Genomic DNA, 18,349 nt, shown 5'->3' on the forward strand with positions numbered 1-18,349 from the left:
GATCGCAAGGATGGCCGGAACGCTCATCGGGCGACATCCGATGAGATGCGCGGCTACGGCGCGTGCACGGCCGGGCGGCGGATACCCTCGGGGTGATGGACAGCCCCGTACCGCCACCGGCCGCCGCCGGCGGCGAACCCAGCCCGGCGGGCCCGCGCCCGCGCCACCGCGACCGGCACGGCCGCGGCATGCGCGGCCCGATCGCTCCGCCGCAGGTGCCGCTGTCGGTGAGCCGTGCGGAGGCGTTCGTCGATCTGGTCCACGACTCGGCGGAGCGGCTGGAGCGCCGCTGGCCGCAGCTGGCGTCGGTGGACTTCGCGGTGCGCGAGGTGCCCGTCCCGGGCGAGGACGGCGAGCCCCCCGTGGAGTTCCTCGACAGCGAGTCCGTGCCGCTCGGCCGGTACGTCGCGGCCCACGGCGACCGGCCCGACCGGATCGTGGTCTACCGCCGTCCCGTGGAGATCCGTACCAAGAGCCGCGACGAGCGGGCCCTGCTGGTGCACGAGGTCGTGGTCGAGCAGGTCGCCGAACTGCTGGGGCTGGCCCCCGAGTCGGTCGACCCGCGTTACGGCCAGGACTGAGGCCGCCCGTCAGCGGGTGACGGCCGACAGGTCCTGACGGACCGTCGGGACCTCCACGGTGGAGCGGTCGTCGGGCAGCGGCTGGACGGTGAACGCGGGGACGCCGTCCTTGGGCAGGGTCAGCATCCGGGAGGCGTGCACGGGCCCGCCGGACACCTTCTCCACACCGACCGCCCAGACGCCCTTGCCGCCCTCGGGCTTCGGCGGCTCGACCGTCAGCGTGGTGCCGCCCTTGACGGTGTACGTGCGGGAGGCCGGCGCCCCGCCCTCGCTGCCCGCCGAGGAGACCACCTTGACCTGCGCGTCCTTCTCCGGAGCCGTGAGCGAGAGCGTCGTCCCCTTCTCCCGGGCGTCGGCCACGGTGCCGCGGGTCGTGATCGGCCGGACCGCCGGGATGAACGCGGTCTCCTGTTTGTCCCCCTTGCCCCGGGTCACCCGCAGCCCGGCCGTGAACGGGACGCCGTCCTCGGACGTCAGCAGCAGCGACCCCGGTTCGCCCTTGGTGACGGCACCCAGCTCGGCCGAGGCGGTCATCCCGCTCTTGACGTGCAGCGCCTCATGACCGGCCGGCCGGATGGAGCCGCTGGGCCCGGCCAGCTTCAGCGACAGATCGGCGTCGTCCGAGCCGGGCGCGAAGGCGACGAGCCGTACGGACGTGGCGTCGGCGGGGATGCCCGGGAGCACCGCGCCCGCCCCGGCGTCGGAGGCGGACAGCCAGTCGCCGCCCTGCTTGTCGTCGTTGGACTGGACGGCGGCGCCCACCCGGCCGGACCGGGCGGCCACATGGAGGGTGAGGTCGCCCTCGGTGCCGTCGGACGACTCGGGGAGCGTGGTCAGCAGCACGGGCACGGTGGAGCGCGGCGGGACGGTGACGCCCTCGCCGGTGGGGGCGGCGACGCGGCCGTCCTTGCCGTAGAGCTCCAGGTCGACGACGGCGGCCGTGGTGGCGTCGGGATTGGTCAGATGGACGTAGTCCTGGCGGCCCTTGGCCGTGGCCACGCCCGGGAACCAGAACGAGGTGTCCGGCGCCGTGCAGGTCAGCCCCTGCAGCCCGCGCCCGCTGCCGGCGGCGATCGTGGTGGTCTGCTGCACCGTCCAGCCGGGGGCCAGCGCCCCGTCGGCGGAGCCGATCAGGGCGGGGGCGTCGGAGCGGTCGGTGGTGGCGGTCACCGGCTTGCCGGGCGCCTTCAGGGAGAGGACCGGCTTGGCGCCCTTGTCCCCCTTCTTGGCGTCCGCGGCGGGCAGCAGGTCGGCCGGCTTCGTCTCCCCCCGGCCGCCCCCGGGCGCGTAGGCGGTGTACGTCGTCTCGCCGACCTCCGAGGAGGTGGGCGCCGGGCAGAGCGCGGAGGTGTGCTGGACGGGCATCCGGGCGGTGCCCGTCCGGGGCGCGGCCGTGCCGTCCTGCGACGGCCCGGCGACCACGGCGACGCCGGTGACGGCGGCGAGCGCCGCGGCCGTCGCGAGCAGGGAGAGGGTCGTGCGCTTCACTGCTGCTCGCTCCCGTCGCGGCGGGCCCCGTCGGCCCCGCCGTGCGTCGTGTCGTACGTCGTGTCGTAGGGCTGCGTGCCGTAGCCGTACGGGTCGTACGCACCGCCCGCGTAGGGGTCGGCGGCCTGGTACGAACCGTCGGGGTAGTACGCCTGCTGCGCGTAGCCGTTGTCGTACGCGCCTTCCTGGTACGGCTGTTGCTGCCCGTAGTACGCCTCCCAGCCCTCGGCGGCGGGCGTCTGAGCGTAGGGCTGCTGCGGCACGGCGGCGTACGGATCGGCCGACGGCTGTGCGTAGGGGTCCTCCGGCACCGGGACCGGCTCCGGCGCGGCCTCCGGCACGGCGGCGGGCGCGGCCTCCGCGGCGGCGCGCAGCCGGCGGGCCCGGCGGCCCTCCCCCGCCACCGCCTGCGCGGGCACGGCCGCGGCCGGTGCCGCGGCCTCGGGCAGGTCGTCGTCGACGTGCCGGCGGCGGCCCGGCAGGGCGAGGACGACGAGGACGACGCCGAGCAGCGCCTGGGTCCACACCCAGGCGGTGCGGGTGAACGGGGTCTCGTAGGAGAGCGTCAGCTTCCCCCCGTTCGCCGGGAGTCGGAAGCCCTGGGCCCAGCCGTCGACGGTGGTGCGCTTGAGCTCCTTGCCGTCGAGGGTGGCGTGCCAGCCGGGTGCCGCCTTGTCGGCGAGGCGCAGGACCCGGCCGCCGGACCCCGCGGGCAGGGTGGCGCGGGCCCCGACGGGGCCGGAGGCGACGGGCAGCGGCGCGGCCCCGTCGGCGACGACGGCGACCCGGGAGACCTGGCGGTCCACCCGCCACAGCGCGGTGCGGCCCTCCTGGCTGAGCCGGGTCAGGCCGGGCGTGGCGTCCAGGGAGGCGCCGATCTCCTTGGCCGTGTCGTCGCGGACGAGGACGAAGCCGACGGCGTACCCGCTCAGCCGGGCGGCCTGGTCGGCGCCGGAGCCGGAGGCGAGGTCGGCGACGACGCCGTCGAGCCGGCGGTCGCGGCCGCCGCCCAGGGCCTCGTCGCCCATGCGCACTCCGGAGCCGCGCACCAGCGCGTAGGTGAGGCTGCCGGGCGTACCGCCGAGCACCAGCGTGCGGGCCTGGTCGCGGGTGGTGGCGGCCTCGGCGACGAACGCCGGGACCTGGACCGGGTCCCGCCGCTCCAGCGGGCCGCCCGCGCCGCCGGCCGCCCAGGCGACGGCGGCGACGAGCGGGCCCGCGGCGGCGGCGAGCACGACGAGTCCGGCGACCGGCTGCCGCCAGCCGAAGCTGCGCGCGGCGACCCGCTCGCGGGCGCCCTCGGCCCCGACCGCGGCGGCCGCGAGCAGCGCCAGTCCCTGGACGAGGGTGGCGGGCCCGGCCCAGGCGGAGTGGTTGGCGAGCGCCGCGGCCAGCATCCCGGTGAGGGCCACGGCCCAGGCGGTCAGGACGACGGGCCGCCGGTCGGCGCGGAGCAGCGCGCCGAGCGCGGCCAGCAGGACACCGGCCAGCGCCAGCCCGCCGAAGGTCTTCGCCCCGCCGGGATCGCCCAGGAGCAGCTGCCACGACGCGGTCGTGCCGCCCCCGTACACCGTCCCGGCCTGGTCGAGGAACCGCCCCGGGTGCGCGAACAGCCCGAACGACCAAGGGGCGAGCACCAGTACGGGGGTCAGGGCGAGGGCGAGGAATGCCAGGCCGTGGGCCTTGAGCTGCCTGCCGCGGACGCGCAGGGCCAGGACGCCCAGGCCCAGGGCGACGGCGATCGGCCACACCAGGGGCGTGAAGGCGGTGGTGACGGTGAGCAGGAGGGCGTACGCCCAGACCGCGCGCCAGGTGGGCCGGGCGCCCGCCGAGCGGAAGCCGCCGGCGGAGACGGCCGCGCGCGCCATCAGCGGCAGCAGGACCGCGAGGACCGCCGTGCCCAGCCGGCCCGTCGCGAGCGCTCCGGTGGTGGCGGGCAGGAAGGCGTAGGCGACGCTGCCCCAGGCGCGCAGCAGCCGGGACCCGACGAGCGGCCGGGAGGCGAAGTAGGCGGTCAGCCCGGCCAGCGGGACCGAGCAGACGAGCAGCAGCGTGAGCGTCAGGTTCACCGAGCCGAGCAGCAGCACCGACAGGGCCGCGAGGACGGCGAGGTGGGGCGGGCCGCCGGCGGTGTCGCCGGTGCCGACGGGGTGCCAGCCGTCCGCGAAGCGCGACCACAGCCCCCCGATGCCGTCGGGCGCGGGCAGCAGGGCGCCGCCGGACAGCGCGCCGCCGCCGTAGAGGCCGCGGCAGGCGATCGCGGAGACGAGCAGCAGGAGCGCGAAGAGCACCGGCGCGGGCTTGCGGGCGAGCCGCTTGAGCCGGGCGAACTGCTCGATCTCCAGGTAGTCCGCGTCGTCGCCGCCGGGCCCGGACTCGACGGCGCCGTGCCGGCCTGCCGACGACGAGGCGCTGTCCGGCCGCCCGCCGAACGCGGCCGTCAGCTGCTCGAATGCCGCGCGCAGGCTCGCACCGGGCGGCGGGAAGAGGGGACGCAGCTCCTTGGCGGGGACCTGCGCCCCGGCCCTCCGCTTGCGGGCGGCGAGGACGCGGCCGGGCTTCAGCAGGACGGAGCCGAGGCCGGTGAGTTCGTCGAGGGCGGAGCCCGGCGCCTTGCCGACGAGGTAGCCGAGGACCCTCAGCAGGGTGCCGAGGACGATCCGGAACACGGCGTACGGCAGGGCCGCGCCGCGGGTGTTGGCGAGCAGCGTGTGGACGGCGCCGGCCTTGTCCACCCGGTGCGGCGAGAGCGGCTTGCGGCCCGCGCAGTCCACCGGCCGGCGCTCGCGGGAGGCCGCCTCGGCGTGCCGGAGCACGGCGTCGGGCGCGACGAGGACGCGGTGGCCGGCGGCGTGCGCGCGCCAGCAGAAGTCGACGTCGTCGCGCATCAGCGGCAGCCGGGCGTCGAACCCGCCCAGCGCCTCCCACACGTCGCGGCGCACCAGCATGCCGGCGCTGGAGACGGAGAGCACGGAGCGCACCTGGTCGTGCTGGCCCTGGTCCTGTTCGCGGCGGTCGAGGCCGGTCCAGCGGCGGCCGCCGCGGGCGATGGCGGCGCCGACCTCCAGCAGCTGCCGGCGGTCGTACCAGCTGCGCAGCTTGGGGCCGACGACGGCGGCGTCCTCGGCGTCGGCGACCCTCAGCAGTTCGTGGAGGGCGGCCGGTTCGGGCGCGCAGTCGTCGTGCAGCAGCCACAGCCACTGCACGGGCTCGCCGGTGGCGCCCCGGCCGTCGAAGTCGGAAGGGTCCTCGGCCCAGGTGCGGCTGACGGGGTCCCAGCCGCTGGAGCCGGCGAGGTAGGGCAGGTCGTCGGCGGTGGGCGCCGGGGTGGCGCGCACCGCTTCCTCGACCGCGGTGCCGAAGCCGGCCCGGCGGGCGAGGCGCAGGACGCGGTCGTCGCCGAGCGCGTCGGCGAGCAGCCGGGCCGAGTCGTCGTCGCTGCCGGTGTCGGCGGCGACCGCCCGCTGGACGGGCCGGTCCTGGCCGAGCAGTCCGGCGAGCGCGTCCGGCAGCCAGCGGGCGCCGTCGTGGGCGACGAGCACGGCGGTGACGACGTGCCGGGGGAACGCCGGGGGGTGGGTGAGGTCGAACGCGTGGGTGCTGTGCGCGGACATCGGGGTACGGGCCCTCCGGCCGGTCGGACGGGAGCGGGCTCCCGGCGGGACCGCGGTGTTGGACTGCGGTGGACGGGTGCGGCCCCGGGAGGGGCCGGTGCGTCACGGACGGCATCCCAGACTAGTGGCTGACAACACGGCGGCCCGCCTCCTGAGTGCGGGGCGCGGGAGGCGGACCGTGCGGTACGGACGGGTCTTGGGTGCGGTGCGGGCCGGAAGGGGTCCTGCCCGGTTCACGCCACCGGGTCACGGCGGACCGGTGCGCGGCGCCCGGCCGGACGACGTCGGGTCCGTCCCGGACGGGGATGGTGCGGGAGTGGTGCTCAAGCGCTGTGGGATGGGCGCGCAGCCGGTGCGGGCGGCTGACGCTGCCTCAGAGGCCTTGGGAGGGGCCTCAGACCGCGGCCTTCTTCAGGCGGCGGCGCTCACGCTCGGACAACCCGCCCCAGATGCCGAAGCGTTCGTCGTTGGCGAGAGCGTATTCGAGGCACTCGGAGCGGACTTCGCAGGCGAGGCAGACCTTCTTCGCCTCGCGCGTGGAACCGCCCTTCTCGGGAAAGAAGGACTCGGGATCGGTCTGGGCGCAGAGTGCGCGCTCCTGCCAGCCGAGCTCCTCGTCCGCCTCCTCGACCAGCAGTTGCTGAAACAGCTCGGTCATGTGCGCCCCTCGTCTGTCATTGCGTCCCCGTGATGCTGCCGTGATCAGGTACGGCAGAACGACACGAGTGAAATTACAAGTGCGCCGATCCGGGCCAGTCAAGCCGAGATCTGCTATTGGGCCCCTTATTCACTCTGCGGAACCAAGGCCGAGCGGAAAGTTGCCAAATCGCCACAAGAGTGGACACATCTCCCGCCCGCCACAAGCGTCCCGAGAGTCCCTCGCCATGGAGAGGGACGTCATCCGCGGCGATCCAGTTGCATCGCGGGGGGCGGAGGATGTTTGAGGACCAGGATGCCGGGCGATTGTCCCGCCGCGCGCCCACACAAACCCTTCACCGCACTCCGATACCGGATGAGGTGAAAGATTGGCATCAAAACGGACATCCGGTTGACACCACACGGGTCATGCCGGTCTCCTTGTCTGCATGCTCGCGACCGCACCCGCCCCGTCCGGCCTGACCCGTGCCTACGGGTCGCGCTGTGCCGCGCAGGCGCGCTGTCGCTGTTCCAGCTGTTGATGCCGCAGAGCTCCGGCTGACCCCCTCCCCTTTTTTCTTTCCCCTTCGCCTGCCCGTGTCCGGGCAGGTCGTGGCACCGCCTTCCCGTCTGCCTGCCGCACCGCCGAGGAACCCTCTTTCATGAACAGCGACGTCCAGATCGCCGGCGACCCGCTCGCCCTCCCGCACCTCATGCCCCCGCCGCCCGCGCACCCCTCCACCGTGGCCGGGTTCGCCGGTCTCGCCCGCGCCGTCGCCGCCGACCGCGCCGCCTGGTCCCGCCTCGTCCGCTACGACGCCACCAGCCGCTGGTACCGCCGGCTGCGCACCGGCCCCGGCTACGAGGTGTGGCTGCTCAGCTGGGTGCCCGGCCAGGGCAGCGGGCTGCACGACCACGGCCGCTCCTCCGGGGTGCTCACCGTCCTGCACGGCGAGCTCACGGAGACGCACCGGACGCCGGGGGGCGCGGTCCGGCGCCGCCTCGTCGCCGGCGACCAGCGGGTCTTCGCCCCCGGCCACACCCACGAGGTCGTCAACGACTCCCTGGAGCCGGCCGTCAGCCTGCACGTCTACTTCCCCGGTCTGACGGAGATGCCGTTCCACGACCGGCGCGACGAGGTCTCCCTGCGCAACTCCCCGGCGCCCGCCCGCCAGTACGCGCCCCGGGACTGACATCCCGCCCGCCACCCGACCACCACCCCTCAAGGGCAGCCCTGCGGGCTGACAGACTGATCCGCATGCGCATTGTGGTTCTGGCCGGCGGGATCGGGGGCGCCCGCTTCCTCCGCGGCCTCAAGTCAGCAGTCCCTGAAGCGGACATCACCGTCATCGGGAACACCGGCGACGACATCCACCTCTTCGGGCTCAAGGTCTGCCCCGACCTCGACACGGTGATGTACACGCTCGGCGGCGGCATCCACGAGGAACAGGGGTGGGGCCGGGCCGGTGAAACCTTCGCGGTGAAGGAGGAGTTGGCCGCCTACGGCGTCGGGCCCGAGTGGTTCGGGCTCGGCGACCGGGACTTCGCCACCCATATCGTCCGCACCCAGATGATCTCCGCCGGCTATCCGCTCAGCGCCGTCACCGAGGCGCTGTGCGAACGCTGGCGGCCCGGTGTGCGACTGCTTCCCATGAGCGACGACCGCATCGAGACCCATGTCCTGATCGACGACCCGGACGCCGACGGCGGGCGGAAGGCCGTCCACTTCCAGGAGTACTGGGTGCGGCTGCGCGCCCAGGTGCCGGCCCATGCCGTCGTCCCGGTCGGCGCCGAGCAGGCCAAGCCCGCGCCCGGGGTGCTGGAGGCGATCGCCGACGCCGACGTCATCCTCTTCCCGCCGTCCAACCCGGTCGTCAGCGTGGGCACCGTCCTCGCGGTGCCGGGCATCCGCGAGGCGGTCGCCGGCGCGGCGGCACCGGTCGTCGGCCTCTCGCCGATCGTCGGCGCCGCACCGGTGCGCGGCATGGCCGACAAGGTCCTGGCGGCCGTCGGCGTGGAGTCCACGGCCGGGGCCGTGGCCCGGCACTACGGTGCCGACCTGCTGGACGGCTGGCTGGTGGACACCGTGGACGCGGACGAGACCGCCGGCGTGGAGGCCGCGGGCATACGCTGCCGCGCCGTCCCGCTGATGATGACCGACATCGAGGCGACGGCGCGGATGGCCGCGGAGGCGCTCGCCCTGGCCGAGGAGGTACGCGCGTGATTCCCGCCTACCGGGTGTGGGCCCTGCCCGGCATCCCCGAGGTCCGTCCCGGCGACGACCTCGTCAAGCTCGTCGTGGCGGCCGCCACGGCCGAGGGCACGCCCGGCCTGGCCGACGGCGACGTCCTGGTCGTCACCTCGAAGATCGTCAGCAAGGCGGAGGGACGCGTCGTCGAGGCGGACGACCGCGAGGCCGCGATCGACGCCGAGACCGTCCGGGTGGTGGCCCGGCGCGGCACGCTGCGCATCGTCGAGAACCGGCTCGGCCTCGTCATGGCCGCGGCCGGCGTCGACGCCTCCAACACCCCGGCCGGCACCGTCCTGCTCCTGCCCGAGGACCCCGACGCCTCCGCCCGCGCCCTGCGCGCCGGGCTCCGCGAGGCGCTCGGCGTGGACGTCGGCGTCGTGATCACCGACACGGCCGGCCGGCCCTGGCGCAGCGGTCTGACGGACATGGCGATCGGCGCGGCCGGCGTCCGCGTCCTCGACGACCTGCGCGGCGGGACGGACGCCCACGGCAACCCGCTGAACGCGACGGTCGTCGCGACCGCCGACGAACTGGCCGCCGCCGGCGACCTGGTGAAGGGCAAGGCGGGCGGGCTGCCGGTGGCGGTGGTGCGCGGGCTGCCGCACGTGGTGGACGAGGCGGCGGAGGGCGCCCGGACGCTGGTGCGGGGCGCCGAGTCCGACATGTTCCGGCTGGGGACGTCGGAGGCCGTGCGCGAGGCGTTGTCGCTGCGGCGCACGGTGCGGGAGTTCACGGACGACCCGGTTGACCCGGGTGCGGTGCGGCGCGCGGTCGCCGCCGCGCTGACGGCACCGGCGCCGCACCACACGACGCCGTGGCGGTTCGTCCTGCTGGAGTCCGCGGAGTCCCGGACCCGGCTGCTGGACGCGATGCGGGACGCCTGGATCGCGGACCTGCGCCGGGACGGACGCTCCGAGGCGAGCATCGAACGCCGTGTCCGGCGCGGGGACGTCCTGCGCAACGCGCCGTACCTGGCCGTGCCGTGCCTGGTGATGGACGGCTCCCACGACTACCCGGACGAGCGGCGGGCCGCGGCGGAGCGGGAGATGTTCGTGGTGGCGACGGGGGCCGGGGTGCAGAACTTCCTGGTGGCACTGGCGGGTGAGCGGCTGGGGTCGGCGTGGGTGTCGTCGACGATGTTCTGCCGGGATGTCGTGCGGGAGGTGCTGTCGCTGCCGGAGGACTGGGATCCGATGGGGGCCGTCGCCATCGGGCGGGCTGCTGCGGCGCCGCGGGAGCGGGGGGCGCGGAGCGCGGAGGCGTTCGTGGAGGTGCGGTAGGGGGTTGTTGCCCCGGACCCGCCCTTTCACCGTTTCTTCCGGGGAGACCCCGGGCCCCATTCGCCCTTCGGGCGAAGTCCTCAAGCGCCGGACGGGCTGAAATCAGCCCGTCTGGGGGTTGCCCCCTCCGGGGAGCTTGAGGACACCCGCGCGGAGCGCAAAGAAACGGTGAAAGGGCGGGGCGGGGGCAACAACCCCTACCAACCACGGATGTCGTTGACCGACAACCGCGGCGCCCGCCTCGGCTGCCCCCTGCTCATCAGCAGAATCAACCGGCACGCCCGATGCCGCTGCCCCTCATAGGGGGCGAGCAGCGACAGCATCCCCGCATCGTCCACGCCCCGCGTCTCCGCCAGCGCCCACCCCACCGTCCTCGGCAGGTGCAGGTCGCCGACCGTCACCGCGTCCGCCGCGCCATGGCTGCGCTGCACCGTCTCCGCGGCCGTCCAGGGGCCGATGCCGGGCACGGCGCACAGCAGGGACGCGGCACGCGAGGGGTCCAGTGCGGACGCGGACTCCACACGGGCCGCCAGCCGCGCCGCGCGCACGATCGTCGCCGAGCGCTTGCCGTCGACGCCCGCCCGGTGCCACTCCCAGGAGGGGATCAGGGCCCAGGTCCGCGCGTCGGGCATGACCCGCATGCGCGGCATGCCGACGGGGCCGGGGGCCGGGTCGCCGTGGCGCCGCAGGAGCAGCCGCCACGCGCGGTACGCCTCGTCGGCGGTGACCTTCTGTTCCAGGACGGCGGGGATCAGCGATTCCAGGACCAGGCCGGTGCGGGCCAGCCGCAGGCCCGGGTGGCGGCGGTGCGCCTCGTGCAGCAGCCGGTGCCGGGGGACGAACGCGGTGGGGTCGTCGCCGGCGCCCAGCAGCGCGGGCAGGGTCTCCAGGAGCCAGTCGCCGCCGGGACCCCAGGCCTCGGCGCACACCCGGCCGTCCCGCACCGCGATCCGCACCGTGCCGGGCCCCTGCGGGGTGCGGCCGGCCCGCCAGACCGCCCCGTCGGGGGCGACCTGGTACGCGGGGTCGCCGGGGCCGCGCGCCAGGACGCCGAGGGTGCGCCCCAGGTCGTACGGGCCCGGCGGGGCCCAGGTGCGGGTGGCCATCCGGCCAGGGTAACTCCGGCCGCCGACGGCCCTGCTGGTTCGGACCTGCTGGTTCGGACCTACTGGTCGGACGAGAAGCGCACGGACCCCGCCGGGAGCTCCGCCCCGCACCACACCCGGGCCCCGGCCCGCAGCTCGTTGTCCGCGCCGACGACCGCGCCGTCGCCGACGACCGCGCCGTCCAGTACCGTGCGCGCCCCGATGCGCGCCCCCGCGCCCACCAGCGAGTCGCGGATCCGCGCGCCCGGCTCGACGACGGCCCCGTCGAGGACGGTGCTGCCGTCGATCCGCGCGCCCGCCCCGACCCGGGCGCCCGCGCCGATCACGGTGCCGCCCATGAGCTTGGCGTCGGCGGCGACCTCGGCGGAGTCGAGGACGAGGCGCTCGCCGTGGCGGCCGGGCACCGCCGGCGACGGGGCGCGGCCCAGGACCAGGTCGGCCGAGCCGCGGACGAAGGCCTGCGGGGTGCCGAGGTCGAGCCAGTAGGTGGAGTCGACCATGCCGTGCAGGTGCGCCCCGTCGGCCAGCAGCCCGGGGAAGGTCTCGCGCTCGACGGAGACGGGCCGGCCGGCCGGGATGGTGTCGATGACGGACCGGTTGAAGACGTAGGCACCCGCGTTGATCTGGTCGGTGACGATCTCCTCGGGGGTCTGCGGCTTCTCCAGGAAGGCCGTGACCCGCCCGTCCGGGTCGGTGGGCACCAGCCCGTACGCCCGCGGGTCCTCGACCCGCGTCAGGTGCAGGGAGACGTCCGCGCCCGCCGCCCCGTGGGCGGTGATCAGCCCGCGGATGTCCAGTCCGGTGAGGATGTCCCCGTTGAAGATCAGCACCGGGTCGTCGGGGCCGGAGTGCAGCCGGTGGGCGACGTTGCGGATGGCGCCGCCGGTGCCGAGCGGCTCGACCTCGGTGACGTACTCCAGGTGCAGGCCCAGCGCGGACCCGTCGCCGAAGTACGGCTCGAAGACCTCGGCCAGGTAGGACGTGGCGAGCACGATGTGCTCGATCCCGGCCGCCCGGGCCCTGGCCAGCTGGTGGGTCAGGAAGGGGACCCCGGCCGCCGGGACCATGGGCTTGGGGGTGTTCACCGTGAGCGGGCGCAGCCGGGTCCCCTTGCCGCCGACCAGGAGGATCGCTTCGCGCGACGGGGACGGCTGGTGCGGTTCAGTCAACGGTTCGTCTCTGCTTCCTGGTGGGGCCGGGCCGTGAACGGCGGCCAGTGTATGCAGAACGTACGGTTCCGGCCGCGCCCGGTCAGCGGCCGCGCGTCATCGGCCCTGTGCGCGGGCCGCCTTGGTGCGGACGGTGCCGAGCTTGCCGTAGAGGCGGTCGCCGGGGCACTCGGTGGAGTAGCCGTCCCGGTGGCCGGAGATGACCTTGAGTTTGACCTTCGCCCCCTTCTTGAAGAGGTTCCCGCCGGCGGAGACCAGGGTGGCGGTCCCGCGCGGGTTGGCGTTGTAGAGGCCGAGCTTCCAGGCGGTGAGGGCGGCGATGGCGTTCACCGCGGCGGTGGGCGGGTTGGTCTTGCCGAAGGTGCCGAGGACGGCGATGCCCATGCTGTTGGTGTTGAAACCGAGCGTGTGGGCGCCCTTGACGGGTTTGGCCACGCCGCCCGCCCGGCCCTCGTAGACCGTTCCGCACTTGTCGACGAGGAAGTTGTAGCCGATGTCCCGCCAGCCGCTGCTGACGACGTGATAGCGGTAGATACCGCGGATGACGGAGGCCGACTGCGCGCAGGTGTAGGTGTTGCCGGAGGCCGTGTGGTGGATGAAGGCGGCCTTCACCTTCTTGGTATAGACGAATCCCCGCTCACGGAGCGACTCGTCCGCGCCCCAGCCGGCCCGGGTGACGATGCGCGGGCGGGGCCCGGCGTAGCCGGCGTAGGCGCCGTTGTCGTTGTCCTCGTCCGCGGCGACGTCGTCGTCGAAGACGCTCTCGTCGCCCCGCTGGGGCCCGTCGGCCGGGCGGTCGGGACGATCGGGGCGGTCGGGGCGGTCGGGCCGGTCCTGGCGGTCCGGACCGTAGGGGCGGTCGGGGTGGTCGGGACGGTCAGGTCTGTCGGGACGGTCGTGGCCGTACGGGCGATCGGGACGGTCGGGGCGGTCAGGGCGGTACGGCCAGCCGGGACGGTCCGGGCGGCTGGGACGGCCGGGGCGGTGGGGCCGGTCGGGGTCCGTGTTCCCGGACACCCCGGCGGGGCCGTCATGGGCCTTCCCCTCCCCCGACGCGCTCTCGTCGTCCGCACCCGGCCGGTCCCGGTCGTGATCACGGTCGCGGTCGCGGTCACGACCGCCGGTGCCGCCACCGCTGGTGCCGGGCAGGGCACCGTGGTGCGCGGGGCCCGACGAGCTCACCGTCGCGCCGGGGTCGACGGCCGTGATGGCCTCCACCTCCGCCGTGCTGGGGCGCTTGCCCGAGGCGGGGATCTCGGTGGCGCCCAGCGGGGCCAGCGGGGCGTTGACGGCGGAGCTGTTGCGCTCCTCGTCGTCGGGGGACGGCATGGCCCGGGTGCGGGGCCGGCGGGCGGGGTCGGCGCCCGGGTCGACGAGCTCGATGCGCATGCCCTTGGGGAGCACGGCGGCGGCCGGCTTGCGCCCGCCCGCCGCGACGGGGCGCACCCGCACCTCGACGGCGTCGGAGGCGCCGACCCACAGCGGGGCGGTGGACCCGCGGCGCCCGGCGCGGGCCTCGGCGGTGTCGAGGTCGGGGCGGTCGTGGTCCTGGGCCTGGACGTCCTGCCAGCCGGACCAGGCGCCGCTGTTCATGTTCCGGGTACGGACCTGGGCACGGCCGCGCAGTTCGGCGCCGGCGTTGTCCCAGACGATGCCGACCAGCGAGAACGGCTTGACCTTCTGGGCCCGCAGCCCCTGCGCGGGGGCCGCCTCGGGGCCCCGGGCGGCGCCGGACTGGTCGCTGTCCGCCGACAGGGGCACCAGGGGCAGCGAGTATGTCGCGCCCGGCAGGTCGGGCAGGGCGGGCAGGGCGGCCGGGGCGGGACCCCGCGCGCCCGGGGCCGTGGCCCCATGGGCGGAGGCACCCGGGGCGGCGAGGGAGGGCAGCGCCAGGGTGGTGGCTGCACAGGCGGTGACGGCCGAGGTGACGAGGATTCCACGCATGACAAAGATCCTGGGCATATCACCACAAATCTGTCCATTCGCAAGATGACGGTGCGTCGGCCGGAACAGCCCGTCGGACGCGTCCGTCCGACTGACCGTCACCGGCCCCGCGGCGTACCCTGGCCGCGATGAACGCCACCGACCGCACCCCCGCCGACCTGCTGCGTTCCGCCCTCGCCGCGGACCCGGCCCGCCCTCTCGTGACCTTCTACGACGACGCCACGGGCGAGCGCGTGGAACTGTCCGTGGCCACCTTCGCCAATTGGGTGGCCAAGACCGCCAATCTGCTCCAGGACGACCTCGCCGCCGAGCCCGGCGACCGCCTCGCGCTGCTCCTCCCCGCCCACTGGCAGACCGCCGTCTGGCTGCTCGCCTGCTCCTCCGTCGGCGTCGTCGCCGAGGTGGACGGCGACCCGGGCACGGCCGGTCTCGTCGTCGCCGGTCCGGACCGGCTGGACGAGGCGCGCGCCTGCTCCGGGGAGCGCGTCGCGCTCGCCCTGCGCCCGCTGGGCGGCCGCTTCCCGCAGCCGCCGGAGGGCTTCGCCGACTACGCCGTCGAGGTGCCCGGCCAGGGCGACCGCTTCGCCCCGTACGCCCCGGTGGACCCGGCGGCCCCGGCGCTCTCCGTGGGCGGGCTGGAGCTGACGGGCGCACAGCTCGTGGAGCGGGCCCGCGCGGACGCCGCCGGGCGCGGCCTCGGACCCGGGTCGCGCCTGCTGTCCGGGCTGTCGTACGGCACCTGGGAGGGGCTGTCCGCCGGACTCTTCGCCCCGCTGGCCGCGGGCGCCTCGGTGGTCCTGTGCCGCAACGCCGACCGGCTGTCCGCGGCGGACCTCGACGCCCGGCGGGAGAGCGAGCGCGTCACCGTGACGGCCCTCTGACGCTGCCGGACCGCCGCACCGGGGCGATGATCGACGGGTACGCACCGCCGGAACCGCCCCGGAGGGAGGTCGCGCAGCCGTGGTCCGCTCCTCCCGCACGGGCACGAGACGCCGCAGGCGCCGCTGGCTGCGCGGGATCGCCATCGCCCTGGCCGTGCTCACCGTGGCCGCCGGGGTCACCACCTGGGTGCTGTACGAACGCCTCGACGGGAACATCACCACCGACACCCGCACGGCGGAGGAGCTGGCGCGGTACGAGCGCGAGCGGCCCTCGGCCCTGGTCGCCGGGGCCCAGAACATCCTGATCATCGGCTCCGACACCCGCGGCGGCGCCGGGAACGGCGCGTACGGCACGGACAGCGGCACCCAGCGCTCGGACACCACGATCCTGCTGCACGTGGCCGCCGACCGCCGGAGCGCGACCGCCGTCAGCATGCCCCGCGACCTGATGGCGCACATCCCCAAGTGCCGCAGGCCCGACGGCACGTTCACCAACGAGCGCTTCGCCCAGTTCAACTGGGCCTACGAGTTCGCCGGCGCCGCCTGCACCATCCGCACCCTGGAGAACATCACCCACGTCCGGGTGGACCACCACATCATCGTGGACTTCGCCGGCTTCAAACGGCTGGTGGACGCGGCCGAGGGCGTCGAGGTCTGCCTCCGCAGGCCCGTCGACGACCGCGAGGCGCACCTGCGGCTGCCCGCGGGCCGTCAGATCCTGCACGGCGAGCAGGCCCTGGGCTTCGTCCGGGCCCGCTACGGCATCGGCGACGGCAGCGACACCGAGCGGATGGGACGTCAGCAGGACTTCCTGGGCGCCCTCTTCCAGGAGATGCACAGCGACGGCGTCCTGCTCAACCCCACGCGCCTCTACCCGGTGCTCGACGCGGCGACCAGGTCGCTGACCACCGACGCCGGGCTGGACTCGCTGCGCAAGATGTACGACCTGGTGCGCACCGTGCGCAACATCCCCACCGAGCACGTGCAGTTCCTCACCGTGCCCCGCCACCCCTACCCGTACAACGCGGACCGCGACGAGCTCGTACAGCCGGACGCGGACCAGCTCTTCGAGCTGCTGCGGCACGACCGGCCGGTGTCGGTGACCGCGCGCATCCGCCCGGCGGCGGACGGCAAGTCGGGCCCGGACGGACCGGACGACCCCGACGGCCCGTACAACAGCCCGTACGGTCCGGAGAGCACGCCTCCGTCCAACACCCCCTCACCCACCGCTCCCCCCACCTACGAAGGCACCACCGCCGCCCGCGGCATCTGCGACTGAGCGGCACGGGGGTACGATCTGACTTTTCGTCCCCGCACCTCCCGGGCGAGCGCCATGGTGAAGAGATGGGACGGATTGCCCGGTTGTAAGGGAAGTGCGATTTGTCACCGGCGTCGCGCACCGCTGAACTGGGCGGATAGTGTGAGCGGTCCGGTGCGCACGGCCGGGTGACCGCGCACTGCAAGACGACATGGACCGAGCGCCTCGGGATACAGGCGCCGCGTGGCACCGACGGAGGATTCGAGCGACCGTGGACGCGCAAGGCCGTGGGCAGGCGGACGGTATCGACCCCGCCGACCAGTGGGTCTTCGACCCCAAGACCGGCAGCTATGAGCTGCGCCTGGACCCCTCCGGGCCGTCGGGCCCCTCCTCCGGCTCCCCGTCGGGGCATCCCTCCCCCGGTCCGGGCCGGTCCAATCCCCCCGTCGGCACTTCCGCGGCGCCGAAGGTGCCCGGGCCCGCCGGGCCGGCGCCGTCCCGCGGCAAGGGCAAGTCCCTGCCCGAGCAGCGCGGCGGCGGGCGGCGCGGGGCCAAGGCGGCGGCCGCGGCCACCGCCACGACCGGCCGGCGCAAACCCAAGCCGAAGAAGAGCGCGAAGAAGAAGGTCCTGCTGTGGACCGGCGGCACGCTCGCCTTCCTGCTCGTGGGCGGCTCGATCACGGCGTACATGATCTACGACCACTTCAACAACAACATCGACAAGGTCGACGTGGGCGTCTCCAACGAGGCGGTGCCGGACGGCCCGATGAACATCCTGGTCATCGGCACGGACAAGCGCTCCGGCAAGGGCAACACGGGCTACGGCGACAAGGACAGCGTCGGCCACGCCGACACGACCCTGCTCTTCCACGTCTCCGAGGACCGCAGCAACGCGACGGTGATCTCCATCCCGCGGGACATGATCACCAACATCCCGCAGTGCACCGCCAAGAACGACGACACGACCAAGACCATCCCCGGTTCGAAGGGCGTCCGCTTCAACGAGAGCCTGGGCCAGGAGGACCGCGACCCCGGCTGCACCTGGCGGACCGTCGAGCAGATCACCGGGCTGAAGGTCAGTCACTTCATGATGGCCGACTTCAACGCGGTCAAGGAGATGTCCTCGGCGGTCGGCGGCGTCGAGGTGTGCCTGGGCAAGGACATCAACGACAAGGACTCCCACCTCAAGCTGCCCAAGGGGCGGCACCGGGTCGAGGGCGAGCAGGCCCTGGCGTTCGTCCGCACCCGGCACTCGGTCGGCTTCGGCGGCGACCTCAGCCGGATCGAGCTCCAGCAGCAGTTCCTCAGCTCGATGATCCGGGAGATGAAGTCCTCGGACACGCTGTCCGATCCGGGGAAGCTCTACCACCTGGCCGACGCGGCGACGAAATCGCTCACCGTCGACACCGGCATAGGCTCCATCTCCAAGCTCACCGCGCTGGCGAAGGAACTCAGCAAGGTCAACCTGAAGAACATCACCTTCACCACCCTCCCCGTCCTCGACAACCCGGCCGACGGAAAGATCAAGAAGACCGTCATCCTCGACAAGGCGAAGGCCGATCAGCTGCTCGCCATGGTCCGCGACGACGTCTCCCTCACCGAGGTCAAGCAGAAAGAGCAGGAGGCGAAGGACAAGGAGGACGCGGCGAAGAAGGCGCAGGACGCCAAGCAGGCGGCGCTCCTCAAGGGTCCCAAGGCCGAGCCGGCCAAGGTGCGCGTCAAGGTCTTCAACGGCAGCGGCAAGGTGGGCGCCGCCCAGGAGACCGTCACCTGGATGCAGAACTCCCAGGCCATGGCCCACAGCGCCAACGGAGGCAACGCGCCCGGCAACAAGAAGGCCGCCAAGACCACGCTGGAGTTCGCCCCCAACCAGGCCGACCAGGCACGCCGCCTCGCGGAGGCCATGGGCCTGCCGGCCGACGCGCTCAGGCAGACCGACAAGGACGCGGCCCCGCTCGCGGAGATGACCCTGGTCCTCGGCGCCGACTTCAAGGGCGCGGGCGTCCCCGTCACCGCTCCGAAGGCCCCGAAGAAGGCGCCCGAGGGAATCCAGAAAATCGAGGCCGACGACAAGAACATCTGCGCGAAGTGAATCCGGCGAACGTTCTTGCGCATCTCTCTAACTGGTAACAGAGTCACCG

Annotated in this window: 13 protein-coding genes; 7 read left to right on the top strand and 6 right to left on the bottom strand. The window is 74.5% G+C overall.

Going from position 1 to position 18,349, the window contains the following annotated elements:
- Positions 1-95: 95 nt before the first annotated feature.
- Positions 96-581 (top strand): metallopeptidase family protein, encoded by a 486-nt coding sequence (locus AB8735_RS15975; RefSeq protein WP_344030501.1) that lies wholly within the window; start codon positions 96-98, stop codon positions 579-581.
- Between the two features lie 9 nt (positions 582-590).
- Here the strand turns inward: AB8735_RS15975 and AB8735_RS15980 are convergent, their stop codons facing one another.
- The 3 genes from AB8735_RS15980 to AB8735_RS15990 all read right to left on the bottom strand — a co-directional run bounded on the left by AB8735_RS15980 (position 591) and on the right by AB8735_RS15990 (position 6,341).
- On the bottom strand, positions 591-2,069 hold the full coding sequence (locus tag AB8735_RS15980) for a DUF5719 family protein (RefSeq protein ID WP_344030503.1): 1,479 nt from the start codon (positions 2,067-2,069) through the stop codon (positions 591-593).
- A complete protein-coding gene (locus AB8735_RS15985; RefSeq protein ID WP_372408027.1) occupies positions 2,066-5,683 on the bottom strand; it encodes a glycosyltransferase in 3,618 nt (1,205 codons plus the stop codon). Before AB8735_RS15985 ends, AB8735_RS15980 begins: the two co-directional genes overlap by 4 nt.
- A 394-nt stretch (positions 5,684-6,077) precedes the next feature.
- Positions 6,078-6,341, bottom strand: a complete 264-nt coding sequence (locus AB8735_RS15990; RefSeq protein WP_004952403.1) for a WhiB family transcriptional regulator — start codon at positions 6,339-6,341, stop codon at positions 6,078-6,080.
- A gap of 640 nt (positions 6,342-6,981) precedes the next feature.
- Here AB8735_RS15990 and AB8735_RS15995 point away from each other — a divergent pair.
- The 3 genes from AB8735_RS15995 (at position 6,982) to AB8735_RS16005 (ending at position 9,850) form a co-directional block, all read left to right on the top strand.
- The gene (locus AB8735_RS15995) at positions 6,982-7,512 is read left to right on the top strand and encodes a cysteine dioxygenase family protein (protein WP_372408033.1); all 531 of its coding nucleotides are present in this window, start codon (positions 6,982-6,984) and stop codon (positions 7,510-7,512) included.
- 65 nt (positions 7,513-7,577) lie between these two features.
- On the top strand, positions 7,578-8,543 hold the full coding sequence (gene cofD / locus AB8735_RS16000; RefSeq protein ID WP_372408034.1) for a 2-phospho-L-lactate transferase: 966 nt from the start codon (positions 7,578-7,580) through the stop codon (positions 8,541-8,543).
- On the top strand, positions 8,540-9,850 hold the full coding sequence (locus AB8735_RS16005) for a coenzyme F420-0:L-glutamate ligase (RefSeq protein WP_372408036.1): 1,311 nt from the start codon (positions 8,540-8,542) through the stop codon (positions 9,848-9,850). Before cofD ends, AB8735_RS16005 begins: the two co-directional genes overlap by 4 nt.
- Positions 9,851-10,047: 197 nt before the next feature.
- On the opposite strand, the gene AB8735_RS16010 is transcribed toward AB8735_RS16005, so the two are convergent.
- The 3 genes from AB8735_RS16010 to AB8735_RS16020 all read right to left on the bottom strand — a co-directional run bounded on the left by AB8735_RS16010 (position 10,048) and on the right by AB8735_RS16020 (position 14,069).
- Positions 10,048-10,956 carry a DNA-3-methyladenine glycosylase gene (locus AB8735_RS16010; protein WP_372408037.1) on the bottom strand — a complete coding sequence of 303 codons (909 nt, stop codon included), beginning with the start codon at positions 10,954-10,956 and terminating at the stop codon, positions 10,048-10,050.
- 59 nt (positions 10,957-11,015) lie between these two features.
- Positions 11,016-12,125 (bottom strand): sugar phosphate nucleotidyltransferase, encoded by a 1,110-nt coding sequence (locus tag AB8735_RS16015; protein ID WP_372408038.1) that lies wholly within the window; start codon positions 12,123-12,125, stop codon positions 11,016-11,018.
- Positions 12,126-12,221: 96 nt separating this feature from the next.
- Positions 12,222-14,069, bottom strand: a complete 1,848-nt coding sequence (locus AB8735_RS16020; RefSeq protein WP_372408040.1) for a peptidoglycan recognition protein — start codon at positions 14,067-14,069, stop codon at positions 12,222-12,224.
- Between the two features lie 128 nt (positions 14,070-14,197).
- On the opposite strand from AB8735_RS16020, the gene AB8735_RS16025 reads away from it, so the two are divergent.
- The 3 genes from AB8735_RS16025 to AB8735_RS16035 all read left to right on the top strand — a co-directional run bounded on the left by AB8735_RS16025 (position 14,198) and on the right by AB8735_RS16035 (position 18,300).
- Entirely contained in the window at positions 14,198-14,950 is a 753-nt protein-coding gene (locus AB8735_RS16025) for a TIGR03089 family protein (RefSeq protein WP_344032197.1), read from the top strand.
- Between the two features lie 79 nt (positions 14,951-15,029).
- Positions 15,030-16,229 carry an LCP family protein gene (locus AB8735_RS16030; protein ID WP_372408043.1) on the top strand — a complete coding sequence of 400 codons (1,200 nt, stop codon included), beginning with the start codon at positions 15,030-15,032 and terminating at the stop codon, positions 16,227-16,229.
- Positions 16,230-16,479: 250 nt separating this feature from the next.
- Positions 16,480-18,300, top strand: a complete 1,821-nt coding sequence (locus AB8735_RS16035) for an LCP family protein (RefSeq protein WP_372408044.1) — start codon at positions 16,480-16,482, stop codon at positions 18,298-18,300.
- Positions 18,301-18,349: the final 49 nt, after the last annotated feature.

Source organism: Streptomyces luteireticuli (assembly GCF_041519305.1).
GTDB lineage: Bacteria > Actinomycetota > Actinomycetes > Streptomycetales > Streptomycetaceae > Streptomyces > Streptomyces luteireticuli.